The 21,457-nt window shown below is 59.7% G+C and carries 24 protein-coding genes; 18 read left to right on the top strand and 6 right to left on the bottom strand.

What is annotated here, in order from left to right:
* Nucleotides 1-44 precede the first annotated feature (44 nt).
* The 4 genes from GA0061102_RS24025 to purB all read left to right on the top strand — a co-directional run bounded on the left by GA0061102_RS24025 (nucleotide 45) and on the right by purB (nucleotide 3,809).
* Nucleotides 45-1,130, top strand: coding sequence for an ABC transporter substrate-binding protein (locus tag GA0061102_RS24025; protein ID WP_092853962.1), 1,086 nt, complete (start codon nucleotides 45-47; stop codon nucleotides 1,128-1,130).
* 80 nt (nucleotides 1,131-1,210) lie between these two features.
* Nucleotides 1,211-1,897, top strand: coding sequence for a ribulose-phosphate 3-epimerase (gene rpe, locus GA0061102_RS24030; protein WP_092854008.1), 687 nt, complete (start codon nucleotides 1,211-1,213; stop codon nucleotides 1,895-1,897).
* On the top strand, nucleotides 1,884-2,405 hold the full coding sequence (locus tag GA0061102_RS24035) for a hypothetical protein (protein WP_425348563.1): 522 nt from the start codon (nucleotides 1,884-1,886) through the stop codon (nucleotides 2,403-2,405). Before rpe ends, GA0061102_RS24035 begins: the two co-directional genes overlap by 14 nt.
* 102 nt (nucleotides 2,406-2,507) lie before the next feature.
* The gene (gene purB, locus GA0061102_RS24040) at nucleotides 2,508-3,809 is read left to right on the top strand and encodes an adenylosuccinate lyase (protein WP_092853965.1); all 1,302 of its coding nucleotides are present in this window, start codon (nucleotides 2,508-2,510) and stop codon (nucleotides 3,807-3,809) included.
* On the opposite strand, the gene GA0061102_RS24045 is transcribed toward purB, so the two are convergent.
* The gene (locus GA0061102_RS24045; protein ID WP_092854009.1) at nucleotides 3,806-4,306 is read right to left on the bottom strand and encodes a low affinity iron permease family protein; all 501 of its coding nucleotides are present in this window, start codon (nucleotides 4,304-4,306) and stop codon (nucleotides 3,806-3,808) included. The two genes, purB and GA0061102_RS24045, sit on opposite strands and share 4 nt — an antisense overlap.
* An 87-nt stretch (nucleotides 4,307-4,393) precedes the next feature.
* Nucleotides 4,394-5,194, bottom strand: coding sequence for a DUF2189 domain-containing protein (locus GA0061102_RS24050; RefSeq protein WP_092853966.1), 801 nt, complete (start codon nucleotides 5,192-5,194; stop codon nucleotides 4,394-4,396).
* Nucleotides 5,195-5,360: 166 nt separating this feature from the next.
* On the opposite strand from GA0061102_RS24050, the gene GA0061102_RS24055 reads away from it, so the two are divergent.
* The 6 genes from GA0061102_RS24055 to GA0061102_RS24080 all read left to right on the top strand — a co-directional run bounded on the left by GA0061102_RS24055 (nucleotide 5,361) and on the right by GA0061102_RS24080 (nucleotide 9,128).
* Nucleotides 5,361-5,915: an RBBP9/YdeN family alpha/beta hydrolase gene (locus GA0061102_RS24055; RefSeq protein ID WP_092853967.1), complete on the top strand. Its 555-nt coding sequence runs from the start codon at nucleotides 5,361-5,363 to the stop codon at nucleotides 5,913-5,915.
* Nucleotides 5,916-6,178: 263 nt separating this feature from the next.
* On the top strand, nucleotides 6,179-6,943 hold the full coding sequence (purC, locus tag GA0061102_RS24060; protein ID WP_004108877.1) for a phosphoribosylaminoimidazolesuccinocarboxamide synthase: 765 nt from the start codon (nucleotides 6,179-6,181) through the stop codon (nucleotides 6,941-6,943).
* Between the two features lie 17 nt (nucleotides 6,944-6,960).
* Entirely contained in the window at nucleotides 6,961-7,203 is a 243-nt protein-coding gene (gene purS, locus GA0061102_RS24065; protein ID WP_037202350.1) for a phosphoribosylformylglycinamidine synthase subunit PurS, read from the top strand.
* 102 nt (nucleotides 7,204-7,305) lie between these two features.
* A complete protein-coding gene (gene purQ / locus GA0061102_RS24070) occupies nucleotides 7,306-7,977 on the top strand; it encodes a phosphoribosylformylglycinamidine synthase subunit PurQ (RefSeq protein WP_092853968.1) in 672 nt (223 codons plus the stop codon).
* A 127-nt stretch (nucleotides 7,978-8,104) separates the two neighbouring features.
* Entirely contained in the window at nucleotides 8,105-8,515 is a 411-nt protein-coding gene (locus GA0061102_RS24075) for a hypothetical protein (protein ID WP_092853969.1), read from the top strand.
* Nucleotides 8,516-8,594: 79 nt separating this feature from the next.
* Nucleotides 8,595-9,128, top strand: a complete 534-nt coding sequence (locus tag GA0061102_RS24080; RefSeq protein WP_092853970.1) for an AAA family ATPase — start codon at nucleotides 8,595-8,597, stop codon at nucleotides 9,126-9,128.
* 45 nt (nucleotides 9,129-9,173) lie between these two features.
* On the opposite strand, the gene GA0061102_RS24085 is transcribed toward GA0061102_RS24080, so the two are convergent.
* The gene (locus GA0061102_RS24085; RefSeq protein WP_092853971.1) at nucleotides 9,174-9,419 is read right to left on the bottom strand and encodes a DUF1127 domain-containing protein; all 246 of its coding nucleotides are present in this window, start codon (nucleotides 9,417-9,419) and stop codon (nucleotides 9,174-9,176) included.
* Between the two features lie 104 nt (nucleotides 9,420-9,523).
* Between GA0061102_RS24085 and GA0061102_RS24090 the strand changes: the two genes are divergently transcribed.
* Nucleotides 9,524-10,942, top strand: coding sequence for an aminotransferase-like domain-containing protein (locus GA0061102_RS24090; protein WP_092853972.1), 1,419 nt, complete (start codon nucleotides 9,524-9,526; stop codon nucleotides 10,940-10,942).
* A gap of 118 nt (nucleotides 10,943-11,060) precedes the next feature.
* A complete protein-coding gene (locus GA0061102_RS24095; protein ID WP_245298117.1) occupies nucleotides 11,061-11,675 on the top strand; it encodes an acyloxyacyl hydrolase in 615 nt (204 codons plus the stop codon).
* 52 nt (nucleotides 11,676-11,727) lie between these two features.
* On the opposite strand, the gene GA0061102_RS24100 is transcribed toward GA0061102_RS24095, so the two are convergent.
* The gene (locus GA0061102_RS24100) at nucleotides 11,728-12,717 is read right to left on the bottom strand and encodes a nitrilase family protein (protein WP_092853973.1); all 990 of its coding nucleotides are present in this window, start codon (nucleotides 12,715-12,717) and stop codon (nucleotides 11,728-11,730) included.
* Between the two features lie 108 nt (nucleotides 12,718-12,825).
* Here GA0061102_RS24100 and GA0061102_RS24105 point away from each other — a divergent pair, with 108 nt between their 5' ends.
* The 3 genes from GA0061102_RS24105 to GA0061102_RS24115 all read left to right on the top strand — a co-directional run bounded on the left by GA0061102_RS24105 (nucleotide 12,826) and on the right by GA0061102_RS24115 (nucleotide 16,355).
* A complete protein-coding gene (locus GA0061102_RS24105) occupies nucleotides 12,826-13,695 on the top strand; it encodes a LysR family transcriptional regulator (protein ID WP_092853974.1) in 870 nt (289 codons plus the stop codon).
* Between the two features lie 176 nt (nucleotides 13,696-13,871).
* Nucleotides 13,872-16,103 carry a phosphoribosylformylglycinamidine synthase subunit PurL gene (purL, locus tag GA0061102_RS24110; protein ID WP_092853975.1) on the top strand — a complete coding sequence of 744 codons (2,232 nt, stop codon included), beginning with the start codon at nucleotides 13,872-13,874 and terminating at the stop codon, nucleotides 16,101-16,103.
* A gap of 18 nt (nucleotides 16,104-16,121) precedes the next feature.
* Nucleotides 16,122-16,355: a BolA family protein gene (locus GA0061102_RS24115; RefSeq protein ID WP_092853976.1), complete on the top strand. Its 234-nt coding sequence runs from the start codon at nucleotides 16,122-16,124 to the stop codon at nucleotides 16,353-16,355.
* Here the strand turns inward: GA0061102_RS24115 and GA0061102_RS24120 are convergent.
* The gene (locus tag GA0061102_RS24120) at nucleotides 16,341-17,540 is read right to left on the bottom strand and encodes a hypothetical protein (RefSeq protein ID WP_092853977.1); all 1,200 of its coding nucleotides are present in this window, start codon (nucleotides 17,538-17,540) and stop codon (nucleotides 16,341-16,343) included. The two genes, GA0061102_RS24115 and GA0061102_RS24120, sit on opposite strands and share 15 nt — an antisense overlap.
* Before the next feature lie 223 nt (nucleotides 17,541-17,763).
* Nucleotides 17,764-18,066, bottom strand: coding sequence for a hypothetical protein (locus GA0061102_RS24125; protein WP_092853978.1), 303 nt, complete (start codon nucleotides 18,064-18,066; stop codon nucleotides 17,764-17,766).
* A 380-nt stretch (nucleotides 18,067-18,446) separates the two neighbouring features.
* On the opposite strand from GA0061102_RS24125, the gene grxD reads away from it, so the two are divergent.
* The 3 genes from grxD to GA0061102_RS24140 all read left to right on the top strand — a co-directional run bounded on the left by grxD (nucleotide 18,447) and on the right by GA0061102_RS24140 (nucleotide 21,448).
* Nucleotides 18,447-18,782, top strand: coding sequence for a Grx4 family monothiol glutaredoxin (grxD, locus tag GA0061102_RS24130; RefSeq protein WP_092853979.1), 336 nt, complete (start codon nucleotides 18,447-18,449; stop codon nucleotides 18,780-18,782).
* Nucleotides 18,783-18,921: 139 nt separating this feature from the next.
* The gene (locus GA0061102_RS24135) at nucleotides 18,922-20,154 is read left to right on the top strand and encodes a multidrug effflux MFS transporter (protein WP_092853980.1); all 1,233 of its coding nucleotides are present in this window, start codon (nucleotides 18,922-18,924) and stop codon (nucleotides 20,152-20,154) included.
* 13 nt (nucleotides 20,155-20,167) lie between these two features.
* Nucleotides 20,168-21,448 (top strand): multidrug effflux MFS transporter, encoded by a 1,281-nt coding sequence (locus tag GA0061102_RS24140; protein WP_092853981.1) that lies wholly within the window; start codon nucleotides 20,168-20,170, stop codon nucleotides 21,446-21,448.
* Nucleotides 21,449-21,457: the final 9 nt, after the last annotated feature.

Here is a 21,457-nt window from a genome sequence, read left to right on the forward strand (position 1 = left end):
AGACGGATAAATAGAGCAGAAAAATTGTCCGGGATAATCAATCGATGAACGTTCTGCGTCGCCTTCCGCTTCTGTTTGTGCTGCTGTCGGCGGCCGGCAGCAGCCACGCCGCAGGAATCCGCATCGGCGTGGTAGCGCCGCAGGACGGCAATTTTGCAACGCTGGGAGCCGAGATCACTGCCGGCGCCAATTTCGAAATCCAGGCGCAGAAGGACACGGCGACCGTTGTCGACGAACCCTGCACGGAAGACGGCGGCCGTGCCGCCGCCGAAGCGTTGATCGCTGCGAAGGCGCAGATCGCTATCGGCTTCCTCTGCACCGAAACGCTGGAAGGTGCCTTGCCTCGCCTCAAGGATGCCGGCATCCCGGCCATCACCGTTTCCGTCCGTTCCCGCATATTGATGGAAGATGCTCTGAAGAACGGCTTGCCGCTGTTTCGCCTTGCGCCGATGGATAGCGCGGAGGCCGCCATGGCCATTAGCACCATCCTGAAGGATTGGGCGGGCGAACCGATGGCCCTGATCGACGACGGCACGATCCACGGCCGCGAACTGGTCGGCGCGATCCGCAATGCGCTTGAGGAAAAAGGGCTGAAACCTGTCTTCACCGATACCTATCGGCCAGGCCAGGAACAGCAGATCGCCCTCGTCCGCCGTCTCAAGAAGGCGGGCGCGACGCGTGTCTTCGTCGGCGGCGACCGCAGTGACGTCGCGGTCATCGCACGCGACGCCAAAAACGAAAACATTCCGCTGACTCTCATGGGCGGCGACGCCATGCGCGCCGCCGATCAGCCTGTGCCGCTGCTGGAGGGCGTGCAGGCAATCGCGCTCCCTGATTATGCCAGCCTGCCCGCAGCGCAATCGACCGCGCAGGCCATGCGCGCTGGCGGCATCGAACCGGACGGCTACATCCTGCCAGCCGCCGCCGCAGCGCAGGTCGCCAGCCAAGCGGCCGAAAGCGCCAAGGCGGACAGCAACAAACCGATAGCCGACAAGCTCGTCGGCGCGGCTTTCCAGACAGCCATCGGCTCGATCACCTTCGGGCAGAACCACGAACTGACCGAGAATGTCTATCGGCGGCTGGAATGGCGCGGCAACGCTTTCGCGCCGGTGACGACGCCATCGAATTAAGGCGACCAGAGCGGGCTGTTGTTTGCGTGCCGAAGCGGTGCTAATCCAGACCGAAAAATCAGATGGAGCTCAGCTATCCCATGACCCTGCCGATCCGCATTGCCCCTTCCATTCTCGCAGCCGATTTTGCCAAGCTCGGGCAGGAAGTGAAGGATGTGACCGAAGCCGGAGCCGACTGGATCCATCTGGATGTCATGGACGGGCATTTCGTGCCGAACATCTCCTTCGGCCCTGATGTCATCAAGTCGCTGCGGCCCTATACGACCGCCACCTTCGATTGCCATCTGATGATCTCGCCGGCCGATCCCTACGTCGAGGCTTTTGCCAAGGCTGGCTGCGACCGGATCACCGTCCATGCCGAAGCCGGCGTGCATCTGCATCGCTCGCTGCAGACGATCCGCCATCTCGGCAAGAAAGTCGGCGTCACCCTCAACCCCGCTACCCCGCTGTCGATACTGGAAAACGTGCTCGACGACATCGACCTGATTCTGATCATGTCAGTGAATCCGGGCTTTGGCGGCCAGAAGTTCATTCCGGCCATGGCCGACAAGATCCGCAATGCAAAGTCTCTGATCGGTGACCGGCCAATCGAACTGGAAGTCGATGGCGGTGTCTCCACGGAGACGGCCGGCCTGATCACAGCCGCCGGCGCCAATGTCCTCGTTGCCGGCTCGGCGATCTTCAAGGGAGGGTCGGTTGACGCCTACAAGCAGACGGTCGGCGATCTCAGAGCGGCGGCGGAACGAGGTCGTGTTGGAGCAAACTAATCCAACCGGCACTATCGAGGCGGTGGACCGAATTCGGGCCGCCGTTTCCTATTGCCTTGGACTTTTGCGCGACGCAGCCTTTTGGGGCCTAGCCATGGCCGCCTCGGCGCTGGTGGCGCTCTACCTGCGCAATGGCCTTCTGACGAGCCATCTGGCTGCGCTCGTTCTCGTCTACTTCCTGGGCGGCGCCCTCTCCTGGCTCGTCACGGTGCCATTCGCCAGACGCTTTGCCGGACATCGGCCGCCAACGGCGCGCTTTGCCGCGTTCTTCCTGGCGCTATCGATCGGCACCGTAGCCATAACGGCATTCCTCTTCGCGATGGATTATCGCTGGTTCTACGCGCGCTGGCATGCTCCCTTCGGCTCGCTCGTCTGGATATTTCAATTCCTGTTCACCAGCGCCAGCGCCGTTTATCAGTTCGCCGTTCTCGGCTTTACGCTGTTTCTGCCCATCGGTTTGCTTTGCCTGATCGCCGCGTCGGTCTATCTTACCCGACATATGCGTTGAGACGGATCAAAGATTGATCCGTCAAACATTGTGATTGCCGCCCGTCTTTGTTATGGGGGCGCCGAGGTTTCCTTTCCCGTTAGCCAAGAAAGCTTTGAGCCCATGATCCCGCGCTACTCCCGACCGGAAATGGTCGCCATCTGGTCGCCCGAAACCAAGTTCCGTATCTGGTTCGAGATCGAGGCCCATGCTTGTGATGCGCTGGCCGCTCTCGGCGTCATTCCGAAGTCGGCGGCAGACACCATTTGGGAAAAGGGCGGCAAGGCAACTTTCGACGTTGCCCGCATCGATGAGATCGAGGCCGTCACCAAGCACGACGTCATTGCATTCCTGACGCATCTCGCCGAAATCGTTGGTCCGGATGCCCGCTTCGTGCACCAGGGCATGACCTCCTCTGATGTTCTCGACACCTGCTTCAACGTCCAGCTCGTTCGCGCAAGCGACCTGCTGCTCGCCGATATCGACAAGCTGCTGGAAGCGCTGAAACGCCGCGCCTTCGAGCATAAGGACACGGTTACCATCGGCCGTTCGCATGGCATCCATGCCGAACCCACCACCTTCGGCGTCAAGCTCGCGCTCGCCTATGCCGAATTCGAGCGCTGCAGGCAGCGCCTGATCGCGGCCCGCGAGGAAGTCGCCACCTGCGCCATCTCCGGCGCCGTCGGCACCTTCGCCAATATCGATCCGCGCGTTGAAGAGCATGTTGCCGCCGCGCTCGGCCTGAAGCCGGAGCCGGTCTCCACACAGGTCATCCCGCGCGACCGTCACGCGATGTTCTTCGCCACCCTCGGCGTCGTCGCTTCCTCGATCGAGCGTCTCGCGACCGAAATCCGCCATCTGCAGCGCACGGAAGTTCTGGAGGCCGAGGAATATTTCTCGCCGGGCCAGAAGGGCTCATCGGCTATGCCGCACAAGCGTAATCCGGTGCTGACGGAAAACCTGACCGGCCTTGCCCGCATGGTCCGCTCTTACGCCATGCCGGCCATGGAGAACGTCGCTCTCTGGCATGAGCGCGATATCTCGCATTCGTCCGTCGAACGCATGATCGGCCCAGATGCGACCGTCACGCTCGATTTCGCGCTCGCCCGCATGACGAGCGTGATCGACAAGCTGCTGGTCTACCCGGACAATATGATGAAGAATTTGAACAAGTTCCGTGGACTTGTTCATTCGCAGCGCGTCCTGCTGGCGCTGACCCAGGCCGGCGTTTCCCGCGAAGACTCCTATCGCCTTGTCCAGCGCAACGCGATGAAGGTCTGGGAGCAAGGCAAGGACTTCCTCGAGGAACTCCTGGCGGATCAGGAAGTACGCGCGGCGCTTTCCGAGGCAGATATCCGCGAAAAATTCGACCTCGGCTATCACACCAAGCATGTCGACACGATCTTCAAGCGGGTCTTCGGCTAAGATTTGGTGTGATTGGTCTGATTTGACGTTGAGGCGGTGCGGTTGACGCGCCGCCTTTTTCTTTTGTTCGCTGGCTTGGCGACGACCACGCGATCGAGCCCGACGCTATCGCCAGCCTTGCTCTTGTGTCGTTCCTGATGCCGCTTCGCTGCCTTTTCGACCAGTCTGTCGAGATGTTTGAGATCCTCTTCGTCGAGGTTTTCGATCCCAATGAAGCGATTCTCGGCCCCGCTGGTCAGGATCAGCTCGTTGAGCTTGGCTTGGATGGCCCGCGTGTCGCGCGTCTGTGCGCTCTGAAGCAGGAAAACCATCAGAAACGTGACGATCGTCGTGCTGGTATTGATGACCAGCTGCCAGGTGTCCGAATAATTGAAGATCGGCCCTGTCGCGCCCCACACAGTGACGACGAGCAACGCCAGTACGAAGATGGCCGGTTTGCCCGTCCAATTCGAAACCGTCACCGCAAAACGTGTGAAAATATGCGTCAGCGAAACCATGATCCGCATCTCCATGATGATGCGGATCAACGTGGAAACTCCGTTGCGGTTCCAACGATCGCCGAGAACCGCTAAAAGCGCGAAGGTCTAGTCTTGGGCTACGACCAGTTTGCGATAGAGATGCCAGGACGCGTGACCGAGTATGGGCATCACGACAGCAAGACCCACAAAGATCGGAATCGTACCAACCACAAGCAATGCTGCCACTATCAGGCCCCAGACCGCGATCGGAACCGGATTGATCAATGTTGCCCTTATGCTGGCATCGACCGCTGCGACGACGCCGACGTCACGGTCCAGCAACAGCGGAAACGTAACGACTGTGGTCGCCAACACGACGAGGGCGAAGACGAAACCGGTCAGATTGCCCCAGAACATCATCGTCATGCCCGCACGCGTCGTCAGAACATTCGACACGAAGGACCAAAGCGTGGGCTGTACACCGTCACCGAAGAAGATGGCGTAAATGTTCTGCGCTACGAAGAGCCAGACGATGAAGAGGCCAAATAGCATCAGGCCCGCAACAACGATCGACGGCAATGCTGGCGAATGGCGCACGTCGAACGCATGGCTCCAGGACGTATCCAGCCCCTTTTCCCGCCGTCGGCTGATCTCGTAGAGACCGATCGCAGCCATCGGGCCTAGCAAGGCAAAGCCCGACATCAGCGGGAATAGTAGCGGCAAAAGGTTCTGGTCTGTGCTCCAGATCGCGAGTGCAATGCCCGCTATCGGATACATCAGGCACAGGAAGACATAATGCGATGGCTTCTCGCTGAAATCGTCCAGCCCCAGTTTCAGGGCGTCGACAAGGTCTGCAATACCAATCTTGCGGATGGCAGGGCGGGTAAATGTATGGTCCGCTCCAGCCATGACGTGAAAGGCCGTCATAATGCTCTCCTCCTCAACCGTGGCACTCGGTTGCGGTGAAAGATGGCGGCAAATTGATCGCCGACATCGTCATTCGCTACCGGCAACGGCGATGCTAGCAAATTTTGCCGCAATTGTCGCCTTTTTCCCTTGACACTTGGGTTCACCTTTTCCACATCGCGCTATCATGAAAGCCTCCGACGCAAATATCCTCATCATCCCCGGCTATACCAATTCCGGCCCCGACCACTGGCAGACACGCTGGGAGCAGAAACTCTCGACAGCGCGGCGCGTGGAGCAGGCCGAATGGTCGAAGCCCGTGCGCGATGATTGGGTTGCCCGTATTGCCGAAGAGGTGAACGCTTCGGATAAGCCTGTCGTACTCGTGGCGCACTCGCTCGGCGTCCCCTCGGTAATCCACGCGATCCCACAATTCCGCAACAAGGTCGCCGGTGCCTTCCTCGTCGCACCGCCCGATGTCGCCAATCCCGGCATCCGGCCGAAGCATCTGATGACATTCGGCCCCTATCCGCGCGATCCCCTGCCATTTCCGTCGGTTACGATTGCGAGCCGTAACGACCCATTCGGCAGCTACGAGCATGCTGACGATGTCGCCAGCAGCTGGGGCTCGCTGCTGATCGACGCCGGCGAGTCCGGCCATATCAACAGCGAATCCGGCCACGGCCCCTGGCCCGAAGGCACGATGGTTTTCGCGAAATTCCTGAGCCAACTGAAGCCGTGACAGCCGGGAAATGCAATGTGCGATGGACGCAGCCGATCTCACTAGCCTGTGAAGTACCGGCCACATTCATTCCATCGTCAGATAAAAACCTGTAAAACAGGCCCTGACAGGATCCCGATTCTCGCCTTGGCGTCCCGCCAAGGCCGGAATTCCGAGGAAGGAGGCGCTGGCGGATTGTGAATTCGCTTCTTATCCGTTATGGGACGCCCACATACGATCCACTTGCGCTATCCCATGAGCGCCAAAGACAGAGAACAATACCAATGAACCGTCGCCGCCGTATCTACGAAGGCAAGGCCAAGATCCTTTATGAGGGACCTGAGCCAGGCACGCTGATCCAGTTCTTCAAGGACGACGCTACTGCCTTCAACAAGAAGAAGCACGAAGTCATCGATGGCAAGGGTGTTCTGAACAATCGCATCTGCGAATATATCTTCAGCCATCTGAACAAGATCGGCATCCCCACCCATTTCATCCGCCGCCTCAACATGCGCGAGCAGCTGATCAAGGAAGTGGAGATGATCCCGCTCGAGATCGTCGTGCGCAACGTTGCCGCCGGCTCGCTCTCCAAGCGCCTCGGCATCGAGGAAGGCGTGGTGCTGCCGCGCTCGATCATCGAATTCTACTACAAGTCCGATGCGCTCGAAGACCCCATGGTCTCCGAAGAGCACATCACGGCTTTCGGCTGGGCCAACCCGGCGGAACTCGATGACATCATGGCGCTCGCCATCCGCGTCAACGACTTCATGACCGGCCTTTTCCTCGGCGTCGGCATCCAGCTCGTCGATTTCAAGATCGAATGCGGCCGTCTCTTCGAAGGCGACATGATGCGTATCATCCTTGCCGACGAAATCTCGCCGGACAGCTGCCGTCTATGGGATATCGAAACCCATGAGAAGATGGACAAGGATCGCTTCCGTCGCGATATGGGCGGCCTGCTGGAAGCCTATTCCGAAGTCGCTCGCCGCCTCGGCATCATCAATGAAAACGAACCCGTGCGCGGCACGGGGCCGGTTCTCGTCAAGTAAGTTCAGGAAGGACAATCGTGATCAAGGCTCGTGTAACCGTCACGCTGAAGAACGGCGTTCTCGATCCGCAGGGCAAGGCAATCGAAGGCGCGCTCGGCGCGCTCGGCTTTGACGGCGTTCATCAGGTCCGCCAGGGCAAGGTCTTCGACCTCGAGCTTGAAGGCACCGACAAGAGCAAGGCCGAGGCGGATCTCAAAGCCATGTGCGAAAAGCTCCTCGCCAACACGGTAATCGAGAACTTCAGCATTTCGATCGACTGATTGTCCTCGTCCGCGAGCCATTCTTCCTTTGCTTGAGGCAATGGAGTATGGCTCTCGAAGCTCTTCCAGCGATCATCCCTAGCCTGTTACGGGACCAGCATCATGAAATCAGCAGTCGTCCAACTCCCCGGCCTCAATCGCGATCGCGACATGATTGCGGCTCTGACCAAGATTTCCGGCCATGCGCCCGTGACCGTGTGGCAGACCGAGACCGAGATCCCGGATGTCGACCTGATCGTCATCCCTGGCGGCTTCTCCTATGGCGATTATCTGCGCTGCGGCGCGATCGCAGCTCGCATGCCGATCATGCAGGCGATCAAGGACAAGGCCGACAAGGGCGTCAAGGTTCTCGGCGTCTGCAACGGTTTCCAGATTCTGCTGGAGGCGGGCATGCTGCCCGGCGCGCTGATGCGCAACGCCTCGCTGAAATTCGTCTGCCGCGAAGTGAAGCTCGAGGTAGTGAATGCCGAAACGGAATTCACTGGCGCGTATGCCAAGGGTCAGGTCATCCGCAGCCCGGTCGCGCATCATGACGGCAACTATTTCGCCGATGCCGAGACGCTGAAGGCGATCGAGGATAATGGCCAGGTAGTCTTCCGCTATGCCGAAGGCACCAACCCCAACGGCTCGGTCAACGACATCGCCGGTGTCATCAACACCAAGGGCAATGTGCTCGGCATGATGCCGCATCCGGAAAATCTGATCGAAGCGGCCCACGGCGGCAATGACGGCCGCGGCCTCTTCGCCTCCGCACTCGGCGTTATCGCCGCCTGATAGATCGCCAAGGCCTGGCGCCGACATCATAAAATCGACGTCTTTGCGCAAAACAGCAGGGCGCCGGCAAATAATTGTTCGGCACCTTCGCAACGCCAGACCTAACCGCTTCATTGGAAAGAGATTGATGCGCCCTCGCCTCCCGACAGGACTTTATTCCGCCGCTGCCATCGCGATGCTTGGGCTTCTCATCACCTCTTGCGGCGGTCCGCGCCCTCCGAGCATCATCGCGACGGATCACAGCGCCCTGTCGACGATGGAACGCGTCATGCTCAATGCCAGCGCCTGCTGGTTCAAGTCGTCCGACCCTGCTTTCACGGGTTACCAGCTTTCTCCGGAACTCAATTCCTTCACCGGTCGCCCGCGCATCCTCGTGGTCGACAAGAAGCATCCCACCGGCCGGCCGTCGCTTGTCGTGCAGGCGGAAGGCAATCCGGCCCAATTGCAGGCCTTCGGTCCGATGATGAACGGCGCTTCCGGCGGCCGTATCACGGGCGACGTCAATCGCTGGGCTGCGGGTTCGAAGAACTGCAATTAAAGCCGATGGCCTGAACCCACCCGCATTCTCCAACACCGCAGCCGACGCATGACGTGCCCTCAACCACAGGGATATTGTCATGGATGGATTTGTCATTCTTTCAGGCTGTTCGGGCGGAGGTAAATCCACCCTGCTCGAAGCGCTCAGGCTTCGCGGACACCATGTCGTCGAGGAGCCTGGGCGGCGCATCGTTGGGCAGGAGTTGGACAATAGCGGCTCAGCGCTGCCTTGGGTGGATCTTACGGCCTTCGCACGTCGGGCGATCGACATATCGCTCTGCGACCGAGAGGCTGCAGCCGCGCATCCGGGAATCGTCTTCTTCGACAGAGGATTGATCGATGCCGCATCGGCCCTCGAACACTTAACGGGCGAACCCGCCTTGACGTCTTACGGCCAGCGTCACCGCTACAACCGGCATATCTTCCTCACGCCGCCCTGGCCGGAAATATATGTCGGCGACCGCGAGTGCAGACATGATCTGTCGGAGGCGATCGCCGAATATGAGCGGTTGAGCGCCGACTATCCCTCGCTCAGCTATGAAACTCATATCCCGCCGAAAATCGGCGTCGAGACACGCGCCGATCTCGTCCTTTCGACACTAGGCCTGCGTTGATCCTCGACCAGCCTCAATGAGGGCAGACATTGCGCATCGTCAGCCTCAATCCCAGAAAAACGATTTGCTGACCTCTGCCTTGGCCTCGCTAGGGCTAAGGCCGATGTCGCGCAACTGATCGCCCGTCAATTCCCGCAGAACCAAGCGGCCCTCGCGCTTTTGCATCCATAGAAGGAAAGAGGCCCAAAGCCGGCGCACAGGATACGACTTTGGCTGCGTCGCCCCGACTTCCACGGCCGCGGCTCGAGTCTCGCTCGCCTCCGCCGCGCACATTGTATCAATTGTACTCATCTTCAAATCCACCTAGTCGTGACAATTCACACGTATCGAGCCAAACGATACAATTGACTCATAGTATTGACTCTACCACAGAGACAATCTAGGAAATTGTCATTATGACAAATTGGCTCCCTGACATTTCCAGTGGCAACGGACCGGTCTATATCCGCGTTGCCGACAGCATCGAGAACGCGATCACGCATGGCGTCTTGCCGCCCGGCACAAAATTGCCGCCGCAACGCAATCTTGCCTATGATATCGGCGTGACGATCGGCACGGTGAGCCGCGCCTATGCGCTCGTGCACGAGCGCGGCCTCGTTGCCGGCGAAGTCGGGCGTGGCACCTATGTGCTGGAGCGTTCGAACAGCAAGCAGATCGAGCTCGTCGATCCGATCACGCAGGCGCTCGCCGGCACTCGTGGTCTGAATACGCCCGATGCGAAAATACGCTTCGATACGACCGCAGCGCCCGATATCGGCCAGGGCGTGATTATCGGAAAGCTCTTCGCCGACATCAGCAACGAACACCAATCGGAAATCTCCTCCTATTCCCGGAATTTCCCGGCAAGCTGGTTTGAGGCGGGGCAGATCTGGCTCGCCCGCAACGGCTGGCGGCCGCCAATTGAATCAGTCGTGCCGACGCTGGGTGCCCATGCCGGTGCCATAGCCGTCATTTCGGCCGTGACATCGCCCGGCGACAAGATCGTCTTTGAAAACCTGACCTACACGCAGATCAGCCGCGCCGCGCGCCTCCTTGGGCGCCGCTCGATATTGGTCGATTCCGACGAACATGGCATGATCCCAGACGATTTCGAGCGGCTGTGTCAGCAGCAGCATCCGCGCCTGGCGTTCATGATGCCGACAGCGCATAATCCCACACTGGTGACAATGCCGGAAGCAAGGCGCCGGGCCATCGCCGCCATAGCGCGCCGCCACAGTGTCTGGCTCATCGAGGACGATCTCTATGGCGGAATGACCGGCGACCAGAACCCGCTGATGGCCGCCATCGCGCCTGAGCGGACCTTTGTGGTCAGCAGCCTGGCGAAAGCAGTGACGGCCGGCGTGCGTGGCGGCTGGGTCGCCTGCCCGCCGCATTTCGCGCAGCGCATCAAGGTCACGCATAAGATGACCACCGGCGGACTGCCCTTCATTCTGGCGGAAACCTGTGCGCGGCTGGTGCTGGAAGGCCATGCGCTGGACCTGCGCCGCAAGTCGATCGAGGAAATCAGGGCGCGCGAGCAGATCGCGCAGCAGGCGCTAGCCGGATTCGAGTTCAATTCTCATCCGCACCTGCCGTTCCTTTGGCTGAAACTGCCTGAACCCTGGCTATCCGGTACCTTCAAGAATGCGGCTATTGCCGACGGCGTGCTCATCGACGACGAAGACGAATTCAAGGCCGCGCGTATGGAAAAGGTCTACCATCGCGTTCGCGTCGCTTTCTCGTCGCCCCGGCGGCGCGAGGACGTCGAAGCAGGCTTCATGACCCTGCGCCGGCTGCTGGAAAACGGCTCGTCAGGCTACGATAGTCACATTTAAGCAAGACTCTTCGTTTATCGACAGGCATTTTGCGAAATTCCAGCCGTGCCATCTCGACACCTAGCACCCTACCATTCTATGGATGTTTAGGGATTCGCCCGCCATTCAGGGGGAGTGCATGGCTATCGACAGCATTTCAGCATGCGTTTCGCGTAAGGGTTTAGTAGCGAGTTTTCTAGCAATCAGCGCCATATTTGTTGCGGAGGCATCCGCCGCAACTGCCGCTGATCAGGTAGCGGTCGCCTCTGGCCCGAAAATCTTCGACGAACTGCGTTTCGGAGCGAGCGCCTCCATCCAGGGTGGCCGTGACCACGAAAATGGCGTGTTCCCGGATGTCCAGGTGCTCTTCAATCCGTTCGGCTACAATCCGACCGACAACTGGAAAGATCAGCTGACGCATCCACGTATCCATTTGGGAACGTCGATCGGCACCGCGGGCTCCGCCACGCAGGTTTATGGCGGCCTTTCCTGGACGCTGACGAACAGCAATGGCATTTTCGCGGAAGCCGGCTTCGGCGGAACGGTTCATACCGGCAATCTCGACGATTGGCAGGACCACGGCCCGATGCTTGGCTGTCGCCTGCTCTTTCACGAATATGCAGGCCTTGGATACAATTTCGACAGTCACTGGAACATGATGGCGCAGGTTGCCCATTCGTCGCACGCCAATCTTTGCGACGGTCCGAATGGCGGCATGACGCGTGTCGGCCTCATGGTCGGCTACAAGTTCTGACGATCGGAGAGCGGCCGCAATGGCCGCGTCTCCTTTAGCTTGCTATTGACGCTTACGACGTTTCGTCTGTGCGTGAGGGCTTGCGTGTCGAGGTATCGGAGAACCGCGCGTCCATCGGCGAAAGGCCCTGCGGATTAGGCTCCGTCAGACAACCGTAAAGCTCCGGGCGACGACCGCGAATCCAGCGTTGCCCCGTGCATTTGTCGAGCAAACCAAGATCGATCTCGGTGCTCACCATCGCGTCGGCCGCCTGCCAAGTCTCGACCAGAATCCGGCCATAGGGATCGAGGATCGTTGCGTTGCCTGTGCGCACTTCATCCTCGTCCTGGCCGACACCATTGCTGAAGACCAGAAACATCCCGTTGTCATGCGCGCGAGACGGCAGCCAGCGCATGAACCATTCGCGACCATTGGGACCTCGGATTTCGGCTTCGATGGCTTCGGGGTCTTCGTGACGGCGGGTCCATTTTTCGACCGGAATTCGCTTCATTCCATGCGGACTGACGGAATAACCTCCGCCAGCCTGATGAGGCGCGATCAGCATTTCCGCACCAAGCAGAGCGTTTGCGCGCGCGTTTTCGATCAGATTGTTATCCCAGCAAATCAGAATGCCTGCGCGGACGCCCCAAGGCGTATCGAAGACCGTGTAGGCGTTGCCGCTGGAAATGAGGCGATGCTCCCAGGCATGGAGTTTGCGATGGCAATGAACTTGCCCGTCCGGCATGCAGACGGCATAGCTGTTGTACAAGGATTGATCCTCGGCCAGTTCCAGGAAGCCGGCGCCGATCGCAATCCCTTTCTCGCGGGCCATGGCAGCGACGTAGGAAATCGAAGGGCCGGAAAGCGGTTCGGCAAGCGCATAAAGGCCATCCCTATCCATCTTGGGGACGTGCCAATATCCGGTGATGCACATCTCGGGAAACGCGACGAGCTGGCTGCCCTCGAGAATGGCCTCATTGGTGAAATGCGCGATCCGCGAGAGATTGTAGGCCTTGTCGCTGGCTTTGTGCTGAAACTGCACGGAAGAAACTTTGAATGTCATGACCGATGCCTCTGATGACTTGTGGCGATTAAGTGCCTGGTCATAATTTGACTGCGTCGGCATCCTTTTGTAAAATGAAACTTTGGATTAAAAATATTCGGAATTGGAATGGAACTTAAGCTGCTACGATCGTTCATCGAGCTTGCGGATGCGGGTCACTACGGCAAGACCGCGGCGAAACTGTTCATCACGCAATCGACGCTGTCCAAGCAGATACAGGCATTGGAAGAGAGTGTCGGAGGAGCGCTGTTTGAGCGCGGGCGGCATGGCGCGATACTGACGCCGTTGGGAATGCTGCTGAAGCGGGAGGCGCGGGCGCTCCTGCGGCTCAGCGAGGATATCGATGTCAAGATGCGTCGCGCCAATGCCGGGCTGAACGGGCAACTGGACATCGGTTTTGGCGTTTCGACGCTCATCGTCGCGCCGGAACTGATCGCCGGATTTCGCGCGGCGACACCGGACAGCCAGATCACGCTCAATGACTTGCCGTCGCGAGAACAGCATCAGCGCCTGCTGAGCGGCCGGCTCGACGTCGGCTTTTGCAGAGCGCCGGAGGAAAGCGAGGACTTGTCTTTCATGCCGCTCGTCGAGGAGCAGTTAGCCTTGGTGCTCCCCCGCGAGGTGGAGTTCCCTGCCCCGGATCGAATGTCGACATTGAACCAACTTGGCTTCGTGGCGCTCTCGCCGTCTAGTGGGCCGGGATTGGATGGGCAGGTCAACCGCTGGTGTGCGGCGAACGGCTTCAAGCCGCGCATCGTTCAACATGCAGAAGATATTCTGACCGTGCATGCCGTGGTGGCTGCCGGGCTCGGAGCGGCATTCTTACCTTGGCACGGCGTCAATGCATTGGCTGGCCGCACCCGTCAGCAACCTCTTTCCGGCGTGGAATCCACTTGGCCGGTCGGGCTTTGCTGGCACAGGAAGCAAACAACGCCTCTGCTGGACCGATTTGTAGACCATGTATCGAAACATCAGTGAGAAGGCGCTTTCCTGGACGACCTACGGGCGTAGTTCTTGCCCAGGCCCCGTCGTGAATACCGGCGTGTTGTGAACGCGGTGATTTTCCTGTCGCACGACAGGGAGACTTGCGCTAAAGAGACCCCGATCCCTGACCGGCCTTCAAACCCTTTACAGGCAAGGACACTCGAGCGCCCATGACCATTTCCAATTCGATCCAGATCACCCCCGAACTGATTGCCGCCCACGGCCTGAAGCCGGATGAATATCAGCGCATTCTGGATCTGATCGGTCGCGAGCCGTCCTTTACCGAGCTCGGCATCTTCTCGGCCATGTGGAACGAGCACTGCTCGTACAAGTCCTCCAAGAAGTGGCTCCGCACACTGCCGACCAAGGGGGCGCGGGTCATCCAGGGCCCCGGCGAGAATGCCGGCGTTGTCGACATCGACGATGGCGACTGTGTCGTCTTCAAGATGGAGAGCCACAACCACCCGTCCTACATCGAGCCCTATCAGGGTGCGGCGACCGGCGTCGGCGGCATCCTGCGCGACGTCTTCACCATGGGCGCCCGCCCGGTCGCTGCTATGAACGCGCTGCGCTTCGGCGAACCGGACCATCCGAAGACCCGCCATCTTGTGTCCGGCGTCGTCGCCGGCGTCGGCGGTTATGGCAACTCCTTCGGCGTGCCGACGGTCGGCGGCGAAGTCGAGTTCGATGCGCGCTACAACGGCAATATCCTGGTCAACGCCTTTGCGGCCGGCCTTGCCAAGTCCAACGCCATCTTCCTGTCGGAAGCCAAGGGCGTCGGCCTGCCTGTCGTCTATCTCGGCGCCAAGACCGGCCGTGACGGCGTCGGCGGCGCAACCATGGCTTCGGCCGAATTCGACGAATCGATCGAGGAAAAGCGCCCGACCGTTCAGGTCGGTGATCCCTTCACCGAAAAGTGCCTGCTGGAAGCCTGCCTGGAACTGATGCAGACGGGCGCCGTCATCGCCATCCAGGACATGGGTGCAGCCGGCCTCACCTGCTCCGCCGTCGAAATGGGCGCCAAGGGCGACCTCGGTATCGAGCTCGATCTCGACAAGGTGCCGGTGCGCGAAGAACAGATGACGGCTTACGAAATGATGCTGTCGGAAAGCCAGGAGCGCATGCTCATGGTGCTGCAGCCGGAAAAGGAAGCCATCGCCAAGGCGATCTTCGTCAAGTGGGGCCTGGATTTCGCCATCGTCGGCAAGACGACGGACGACCTGCGCTTCCGCGTCATCCATCAGGGCGTAGAAGTCGCCAACCTGCCGATCAAGGATCTCGGCGATCAGGCACCGGAATACGACCGCCCATGGCGGGAATCCGACAAGCGCGCAGCCCTGCCCGCCAATCTCGTGGCAGCACCGGAAGATTACGGTCAGGCGCTGCTGACGCTGGTCGGCTCTGCCAATCAGTCCAGCCGCCGCTGGGTCTACGAGCAGTACGACACGCTGATCCAGGGCAATTCGCTGCAGCTTCCCGGCGGTGACGCCGGTGTCGTGCGCGTAGAAGGCCATCCGAACAAGGCGCTGGCCTTCTCCTCCGACGTCACCCCGCGTTATGTCGAAGCCGATCCGTTCGAAGGCGGCAAGCAGGCCGTGGCCGAATGCTGGCGCAACATTACGGCAACCGGCGCCGAGCCCCTGGCGGCTACCGACAACCTGAATTTCGGCAATCCGGAAAAGCCAGAGATCATGGGTCAACTCGTCGGCGCGATCAAAGGCATCGGTGAAGCCTGCCGCGCGCTCGATTTCCCGATCGTCTCGGGCAACGTCTCGCTCTACAACGAAACCAATGGTGTCGCGATCCTGCCGACGCCCACCATCGCCGGCGTCGGCCTGCTGCCGGACTGGAAGGCGATGGCCCGCATCGGCTCTGCTTCCGAAGGCGATCATGTCGTGATGATCGGTGTCGACGGCAGCCATCTCGGCTCCTCGATCTATCTCCGCGATATTCTCGGCTCGACCGATGGCCCGGCTCCGGAAGTCGATCTCTTCGCAGAGCGCCGCAACGGCGATTTCGTCCGCTCCGCCATCCGCAACGGCCAGGTCACGGCCTGCCACGATATCTCGTCTGGCGGCCTCGCGCTGGCGCTTGCCGAAATGGCGATGGCATCCCGCAAGGGTCTGCGCATCGACCTTGCAGAATGCAAGACGGTGGCGCATGCAGCGCTTTTCGGTGAAGATCAGGCCCGTTACGTCATCGCCGTTCCGGCCGATCTCGCCGATTTCGTCTGCATCAATGCCGAAAGCGCCGGCGTACCTTTCCGCCGCCTCGGCACGGTCGGAGGCGATGCGCTCGCCATCGACGGCCTGTTAACGCTTCCGGTTGAACAGTTGCGCGAAGCGCATGAATCGTGGTTTCCTGCCTTCATGGATGGCAGCGCTCTCGCTGCCGCTGAATAAGATCGAGGTATACTACCTATGCCAATGAACCCCGGCGATATCGAAGACATGATCAAGGCCGGCATCCCCGGAGCCCGGGTAACGATTCGCGACCTGGCCGGGGATGGCGATCACTATGCCGCCGAAGTTGTCGCGGAAGCCTTCCGCGGCAAGAGCCGCGTGCAACAGCACCAGATGGTCTATGATGCCCTAAAGGGCAATATGGGCGGCGTGTTGCACGCCCTTGCGCTGCAGACCTCAGCGCCCGATTGAGAGCGCCTGCGCCTCTTCGCCGGAGTTGAACGTCAGCTCCGGCAGCTTCTTCGGTGAGAACTCCGCGAAATGTGCTGCCGGTAACGGACCGGCCGTCATCAGCGTGAAGTCGAAGGAGGCCTTAACATCCGGACCGAGCACATATTGCCGGTGGACCCGCAGGAAATCGCGCTTGATCTTGGTATAGTGCTGCGACGTCAGCATATGCTTGAAGCGCACGAACAGGATCGAAGCCTGCTCGGCATCCGAATGCCCGCAAACGGCGGCAACCTTCGCCTTGTAGAAGTGGATCGCATCGGTCAGACAGTGAACGTCGAGCCAGAAGATCTCCTTGCAGCGCGCGACCAACCCCACGCGTGAGCGCAGCACCGATGCCGGGCGCATCAGCGCGCATTGCAGGATGGCGCTGCCAAGCGTCGCGAATATCACGCGCTTGCCCTGCAGCAGATCCGGCTCGCGCTCGAGCAGCAGTCCGATGACATGGGTCGCGACGGACGAGCCCATGCTATGCGAGGAAATGACGAATTCATCGACACCGGGTTCTTCCAACGCCTGGCGCACGCTGATCGCGCTCGCCTCCAGCCATTGTTCGGCGCCGAGTCCGTTCAGATCCGCCATCGCCACGGCCATTCCCCAGTCGGAAAAGAGATGCAGAGTATGCAGCTTCTCGGCCTGTGGCAGAAAGATATAGACGAAAAAGGCAACGGCCAGCGCGATGCTGCCGATATGGCTCCAGGCCGGCAGCCCAAGCAGGAATGGTGCAAAGGCAATCGAGAGGCTGATCAGCAGCCCGGCCAGCATTAGCAGAAACGGAAAGATGAAGAACAGGCCGAAACGCCATGCATGGCGAAAATAACCGACCATACCACCGGTCAGAACAACCTTTGCGGCCGCCAGATAGCCCTGCAGCAGCCGCGTGAAGAACGGTTTACCGTTCAGGGCAGCGACCAGATCGTTGTGATCGACAATGTGAATGCGGCTTTGCGTGCGCCAATCCGCCGCCGTCGCGGTAACGTCGAAATACGGCGCCCGGCCTAAATTGTTCAATTCGTCGACTGAGGCAGAAAAATCCCATACGGCCGCGCTTTGCCGCGCCGAGCGCTCGTAGCGGGCTCGATGTGCCGCAGCATCCAACGGCTCGAAGCCAGGGAAGTGGAGAACCACCCTCTTCTTGATACTATCCATATTGTCGTCAGTTCCCGGGGCGCGTCAGTACATCGATCGATACCGAAGATCGCCAACACCATGGGCTGCCGGCTTTTTCATGGCAAGCCGCCTTAAATCATCCGAAAAACAAAAAGATGGGATCAAACTCTCGGGGACTACCGATCTGTACTCGGGACCGCGTGGCTTATGGCATCCCGCCTTGTCATCGCACCGGTCGGTGACAAGGCGGGATGCAACAGTCTTAGCACTCCCGGCGCGGATAGGGGGAAACCTCAGCGCAAGAGTCCGCCGGTGGCGCGGTCATGATCTTCTCGACGATCGTAGGCGTGCCCGGTGGCGACGGCGTGGCAATCGAGGCTCGATAGCCGAAGGCGATGCTGAGAATGAGCACGATCGCACTCACAGTCACCGTGCTGCTCAGGATCGAAGCTCTCGGCGTGCGGACGTGCTCGTAATATTCCCGCTCGCCTTCGCTCGTATCCTCCGAGCTATAAAATTCTCGCTCCTCACCAACCTGCCCTTCAGAATAATGATGGTGGCTCATGGTGTCCGCTCCCTTAAAAATGCCAGTGGTATGCTCACAAGGGACCGATACGCGCCAAATCGCATCAATCGACGAACTTTAACAAACAAACCGGCCGCATGTAAATTAGATAGCAGCCTAATATTAATCGTCCCTTGCATTTAATTTATATGCGTTGTTCAGTGATCGAGTTGAAGTGGCGTTTTCAAAACGCACTGTTCAAGAAACATTGCCAATGAACGAATTTTGCCATGATCCTTAACGACGGCGCTCGGAATCATTCATGCGACGAAAAAGACGGCGCGTACGTTTTGCGGCTGGAAATCGCGCCGGTCGCTTGCTATTTAAGGAACGGATTTAACGCTGCGGATCTTGACTCCGCATGTGAAAGGAACTGGACAATGAGCGGCATTCAGGAATTCATCGCCAACGAAGTAAAGAGCAACGACGTCGTTCTCTTCATGAAAGGCACGCCCCAGTTCCCTCAGTGTGGCTTCTCGGGCCAGGTGGTTCAGATCCTCGACTATATCGGTGTCGACTATAAGGGCATCAACGTCCTCGCAGACGCCGAAATCCGTCAGGGCATCAAGGACTACTCGAACTGGCCGACCATCCCGCAGCTTTACGTCAAGGGCGAATTCATCGGCGGCTGTGACATCGTGCGCGAAATGTTCCAGGCGGGCGAGTTGCAGCAGCACTTCCAGGAAAACGGCATCAGCGTTCGCGCCGCTTCCTGATCGGTCACCGGGCTACCCGTCCGGTTTCCATAGTTCACTTCGATCGATAAGGCGCTGCCACCGAGCGGCGCCTTGATATGTTTATGGGAATAAAACCGTGACGACTTCATCCCAGGCTCTGTCCCATGGGCAATTGCCCATGGGCAAGCGCGAGTTTATCGCACTCGCGGCCTTCCTGATGGCGACCAATTCGCTTGCAATCGACATCATGCTCCCTGCATTGCAGCAGATCGGTTCCAGTCTTGGCGTTCTAAACGAGAATCACCGCCAATACGTGGTGACGGCCTATCTGATCGGCTTCGGTGCAGCGCAACTCGTCTACGGTCCCGTGTCGGACCGCTTCGGCCGCCGTATGCCGCTGTTGATCGGCCTTACGATCTACGTCGTCTCGGCTTTCGGCATCGCAATGATACCGTCCTTTGCCGGTCTGCTCGCTCTGCGCTTCATCCAGGGTCTGGGCTCGGCGGCAACGCGCGTCATCACCATTTCCATCGTCCGCGACGTCTTCGGCGGCCGCCTGATGGCCGAGGTGATGTCGTTGATCATGATGGTGTTCATGATCGTCCCGGTCATCGCGCCGGGGAGCGGCCAGATCATCATGCTGGTCAGCACCTGGCATATGATCTTCGTCTTCATCGGCGTCATGGCGATGCTCGTGGGAGCATGGATGTATTTCCGGCTTCCCGAGACGCTGAAGCCGGAAAATGTGCGCCCGCTCACCGTCAAATCCGTCGTATCCGGCTTCAAGATGGTTCTGACGAACCGTGTCGCGCTCTGTTACACCATTGCCAGCACGTTCCTGTTCGGCGCGCTGTTCGGCTTCATCAATTCCGCTCAGCAGATCTATAACAATATCTACGGCCTCGGCGTCTACACGCCGCTGGCGTTCGGCGGCGTGGCGCTGTTCATGGCCCTGTCGTCCTTCGTCAACTCGCAGTTCGTCGGCCGGTTCGGCATGCGCCGGCTGTCGCACACGGCCCTGCTCGGCTTTGTCGCCATCACCTTCTGTTGGCTGCTGGTGCAGCTTTATGGACCGTCGCCGATGCCCTTCCCGCTGTTCATGGTATTTTTCGCATTGGCCATGTTCCAGTTCGGCTGGATCGGTTCCAATTTCAACTCTCTCGCGATGGAGCCTCTCGGCCACGTTGCCGGCACGGCTTCTTCCGTGCTCGGCTTCATGAGCACGGTCGGCGGCGCATCGATCGGCGCTTGCATCGGTCAGTTCTACGACGGCACGGCAACGCCGATGGTCATCGGCTACTTCACCGTTTCCCTCATCGGCGTCTTCTTCGTGCTGATCGCCGAAAAGGGCAAGCTGTTCCGTCAGCACAATGCGCCGCCGCCGGCCGATCAATCCCTCGCTTTACATTGACAGGCAAACTCATATGACCCCGCCTCAAGACCATATGCCGGCGAAATCCGGCTCCAGCCGCATCGGCCTCGGCATCGTCGAGTTCATCATCATGATCGCACTGATGACGGCGAGCATCTCACTGGGCATCGACAGCATGCTGCCGGCGCTCCCGAACATCGGCCAGTCCCTACAAGTCGCCAACCCCAATGACACGCAGCTGGTCATCGGCGTCTACTTCCTCGGCTTCGGTATCTGCCAACTCTTCTTCGGCAGCCTGTCGGACACCTATGGCCGCCGCCGCATTCTGCTCGGTGGCCTTGCCTTCTATACAGTAACGCTGTTTGCGGCGGCCTGGAGCGGCAGTCTCTTTGCCTTGCTCACCTTGCGTTTCGCGCAGGGCGTTGGCGCCGCAGCCGTGCGCATCACCACCCTTGCCATCGTCCGCGATTGCTTCGGCGGCCGCGAAATGGCGCGCGTTATGTCCTATGTCATGATCGTCTTCATGATCATGCCGATGGTCGCGCCTTTCCTCGGTCAGGTGATCGTCGCCTATTCCAACTGGCAGTGGATCTTCATCCTTCTCGGAATCATCTGTGCCGGCCTGTTCTTCGTCGCCGTCTTCCGCATGAAGGAAACGCTTCCGGTCGAAGAGCGCTTGCCGCTTTCGGTCGCTTCCGTCCTCTCCGGCTTCAAGACGGTCCTGACGAACCGCATCACCTGCGGCTACATGATCGGCCTGACGCTCTATACCGGCGTCATTTGTGCCTACATCGTCTCCGTGCAGCAGGTTTTCGGCGAGGTCTACGGCCTGGGCGACTGGTTCCCGATCGCTTTCGCGGCGACGGCAGCCGGGACGGCGGTGGCACAGTTCGCCAACGGCTATTTCGTCCGCAGCTTCGGCATGCGGCGCATCTCCCACGCCGCCATGATCCTCTTCACCCTTCTGGGCGTTCTCGGTTACGTTGTCGGCGTGTTCGGCCAGCCGAGCTTCGCATTCATCTATGTGTTGATCTCGATCATGCTGATGATGTTTGCTGTCATTACCACCAACTGCATGGCGATCAGCCTGGAGCCGATGGGACACCTCGCAGGCACGGCAGCCGCCATCACCAGCTCAATCTCAACCACCGGCGGCGTCGTTCTCGGCGGCATTGTCGGTCAGATGTTCGATGGCACTGCCCAGCCGATGATCGCCGGCTTCACCATATTCGGCATACTGTCGATCCTGGCGACACTATGGGCCGAGCGCGGCAAGCTCTTCACCCATCCCGGCGATACGCCGGCGCTGGAACCCGGCATGGGTCACGTCTGAACGGCGTGA

The sequence above is a fragment of the Martinezella miluonensis genome, from assembly GCF_900094545.1.
GTDB lineage: Bacteria > Pseudomonadota > Alphaproteobacteria > Rhizobiales > Rhizobiaceae > Rhizobium > Rhizobium miluonense.

Coding starts and splice junctions, on each gene's coding strand:
- GA0061102_RS24025 (WP_092853962.1), top strand. CDS start 45: ATGAACGTTCTGCGTCGCCTTCCGCTTCTGTTTGTGCTGCTGTCGGCG.
- rpe (WP_092854008.1), top strand. CDS start 1,211: ATGACCCTGCCGATCCGCATTGCCCCTTCCATTCTCGCAGCCGATTTT.
- purB (WP_092853965.1), top strand. CDS start 2,508: ATGATCCCGCGCTACTCCCGACCGGAAATGGTCGCCATCTGGTCGCCC.
- GA0061102_RS24045 (WP_092854009.1), bottom strand. CDS start 4,306: ATGGTTTCGCTGACGCATATTTTCACACGTTTTGCGGTGACGGTTTCG.
- GA0061102_RS24050 (WP_092853966.1), bottom strand. CDS start 5,194: ATGACGGCCTTTCACGTCATGGCTGGAGCGGACCATACATTTACCCGC.
- GA0061102_RS24055 (WP_092853967.1), top strand. CDS start 5,361: ATGAAAGCCTCCGACGCAAATATCCTCATCATCCCCGGCTATACCAAT.
- purC (WP_004108877.1), top strand. CDS start 6,179: ATGAACCGTCGCCGCCGTATCTACGAAGGCAAGGCCAAGATCCTTTAT.
- purQ (WP_092853968.1), top strand. CDS start 7,306: ATGAAATCAGCAGTCGTCCAACTCCCCGGCCTCAATCGCGATCGCGAC.
- GA0061102_RS24075 (WP_092853969.1), top strand. CDS start 8,105: ATGCGCCCTCGCCTCCCGACAGGACTTTATTCCGCCGCTGCCATCGCG.
- GA0061102_RS24080 (WP_092853970.1), top strand. CDS start 8,595: ATGGATGGATTTGTCATTCTTTCAGGCTGTTCGGGCGGAGGTAAATCC.
- GA0061102_RS24085 (WP_092853971.1), bottom strand. CDS start 9,419: ATGAGTACAATTGATACAATGTGCGCGGCGGAGGCGAGCGAGACTCGA.
- GA0061102_RS24090 (WP_092853972.1), top strand. CDS start 9,524: ATGACAAATTGGCTCCCTGACATTTCCAGTGGCAACGGACCGGTCTAT.
- GA0061102_RS24095 (WP_245298117.1), top strand. CDS start 11,061: ATGGCTATCGACAGCATTTCAGCATGCGTTTCGCGTAAGGGTTTAGTA.
- GA0061102_RS24100 (WP_092853973.1), bottom strand. CDS start 12,717: ATGACATTCAAAGTTTCTTCCGTGCAGTTTCAGCACAAAGCCAGCGAC.
- GA0061102_RS24105 (WP_092853974.1), top strand. CDS start 12,826: ATGGAACTTAAGCTGCTACGATCGTTCATCGAGCTTGCGGATGCGGGT.
- purL (WP_092853975.1), top strand. CDS start 13,872: ATGACCATTTCCAATTCGATCCAGATCACCCCCGAACTGATTGCCGCC.
- GA0061102_RS24115 (WP_092853976.1), top strand. CDS start 16,122: ATGCCAATGAACCCCGGCGATATCGAAGACATGATCAAGGCCGGCATC.
- GA0061102_RS24120 (WP_092853977.1), bottom strand. CDS start 17,540: ATGGATAGTATCAAGAAGAGGGTGGTTCTCCACTTCCCTGGCTTCGAG.
- GA0061102_RS24125 (WP_092853978.1), bottom strand. CDS start 18,066: ATGAGCCACCATCATTATTCTGAAGGGCAGGTTGGTGAGGAGCGAGAA.
- grxD (WP_092853979.1), top strand. CDS start 18,447: ATGAGCGGCATTCAGGAATTCATCGCCAACGAAGTAAAGAGCAACGAC.
- GA0061102_RS24135 (WP_092853980.1), top strand. CDS start 18,922: ATGGGCAAGCGCGAGTTTATCGCACTCGCGGCCTTCCTGATGGCGACC.
- GA0061102_RS24140 (WP_092853981.1), top strand. CDS start 20,168: ATGACCCCGCCTCAAGACCATATGCCGGCGAAATCCGGCTCCAGCCGC.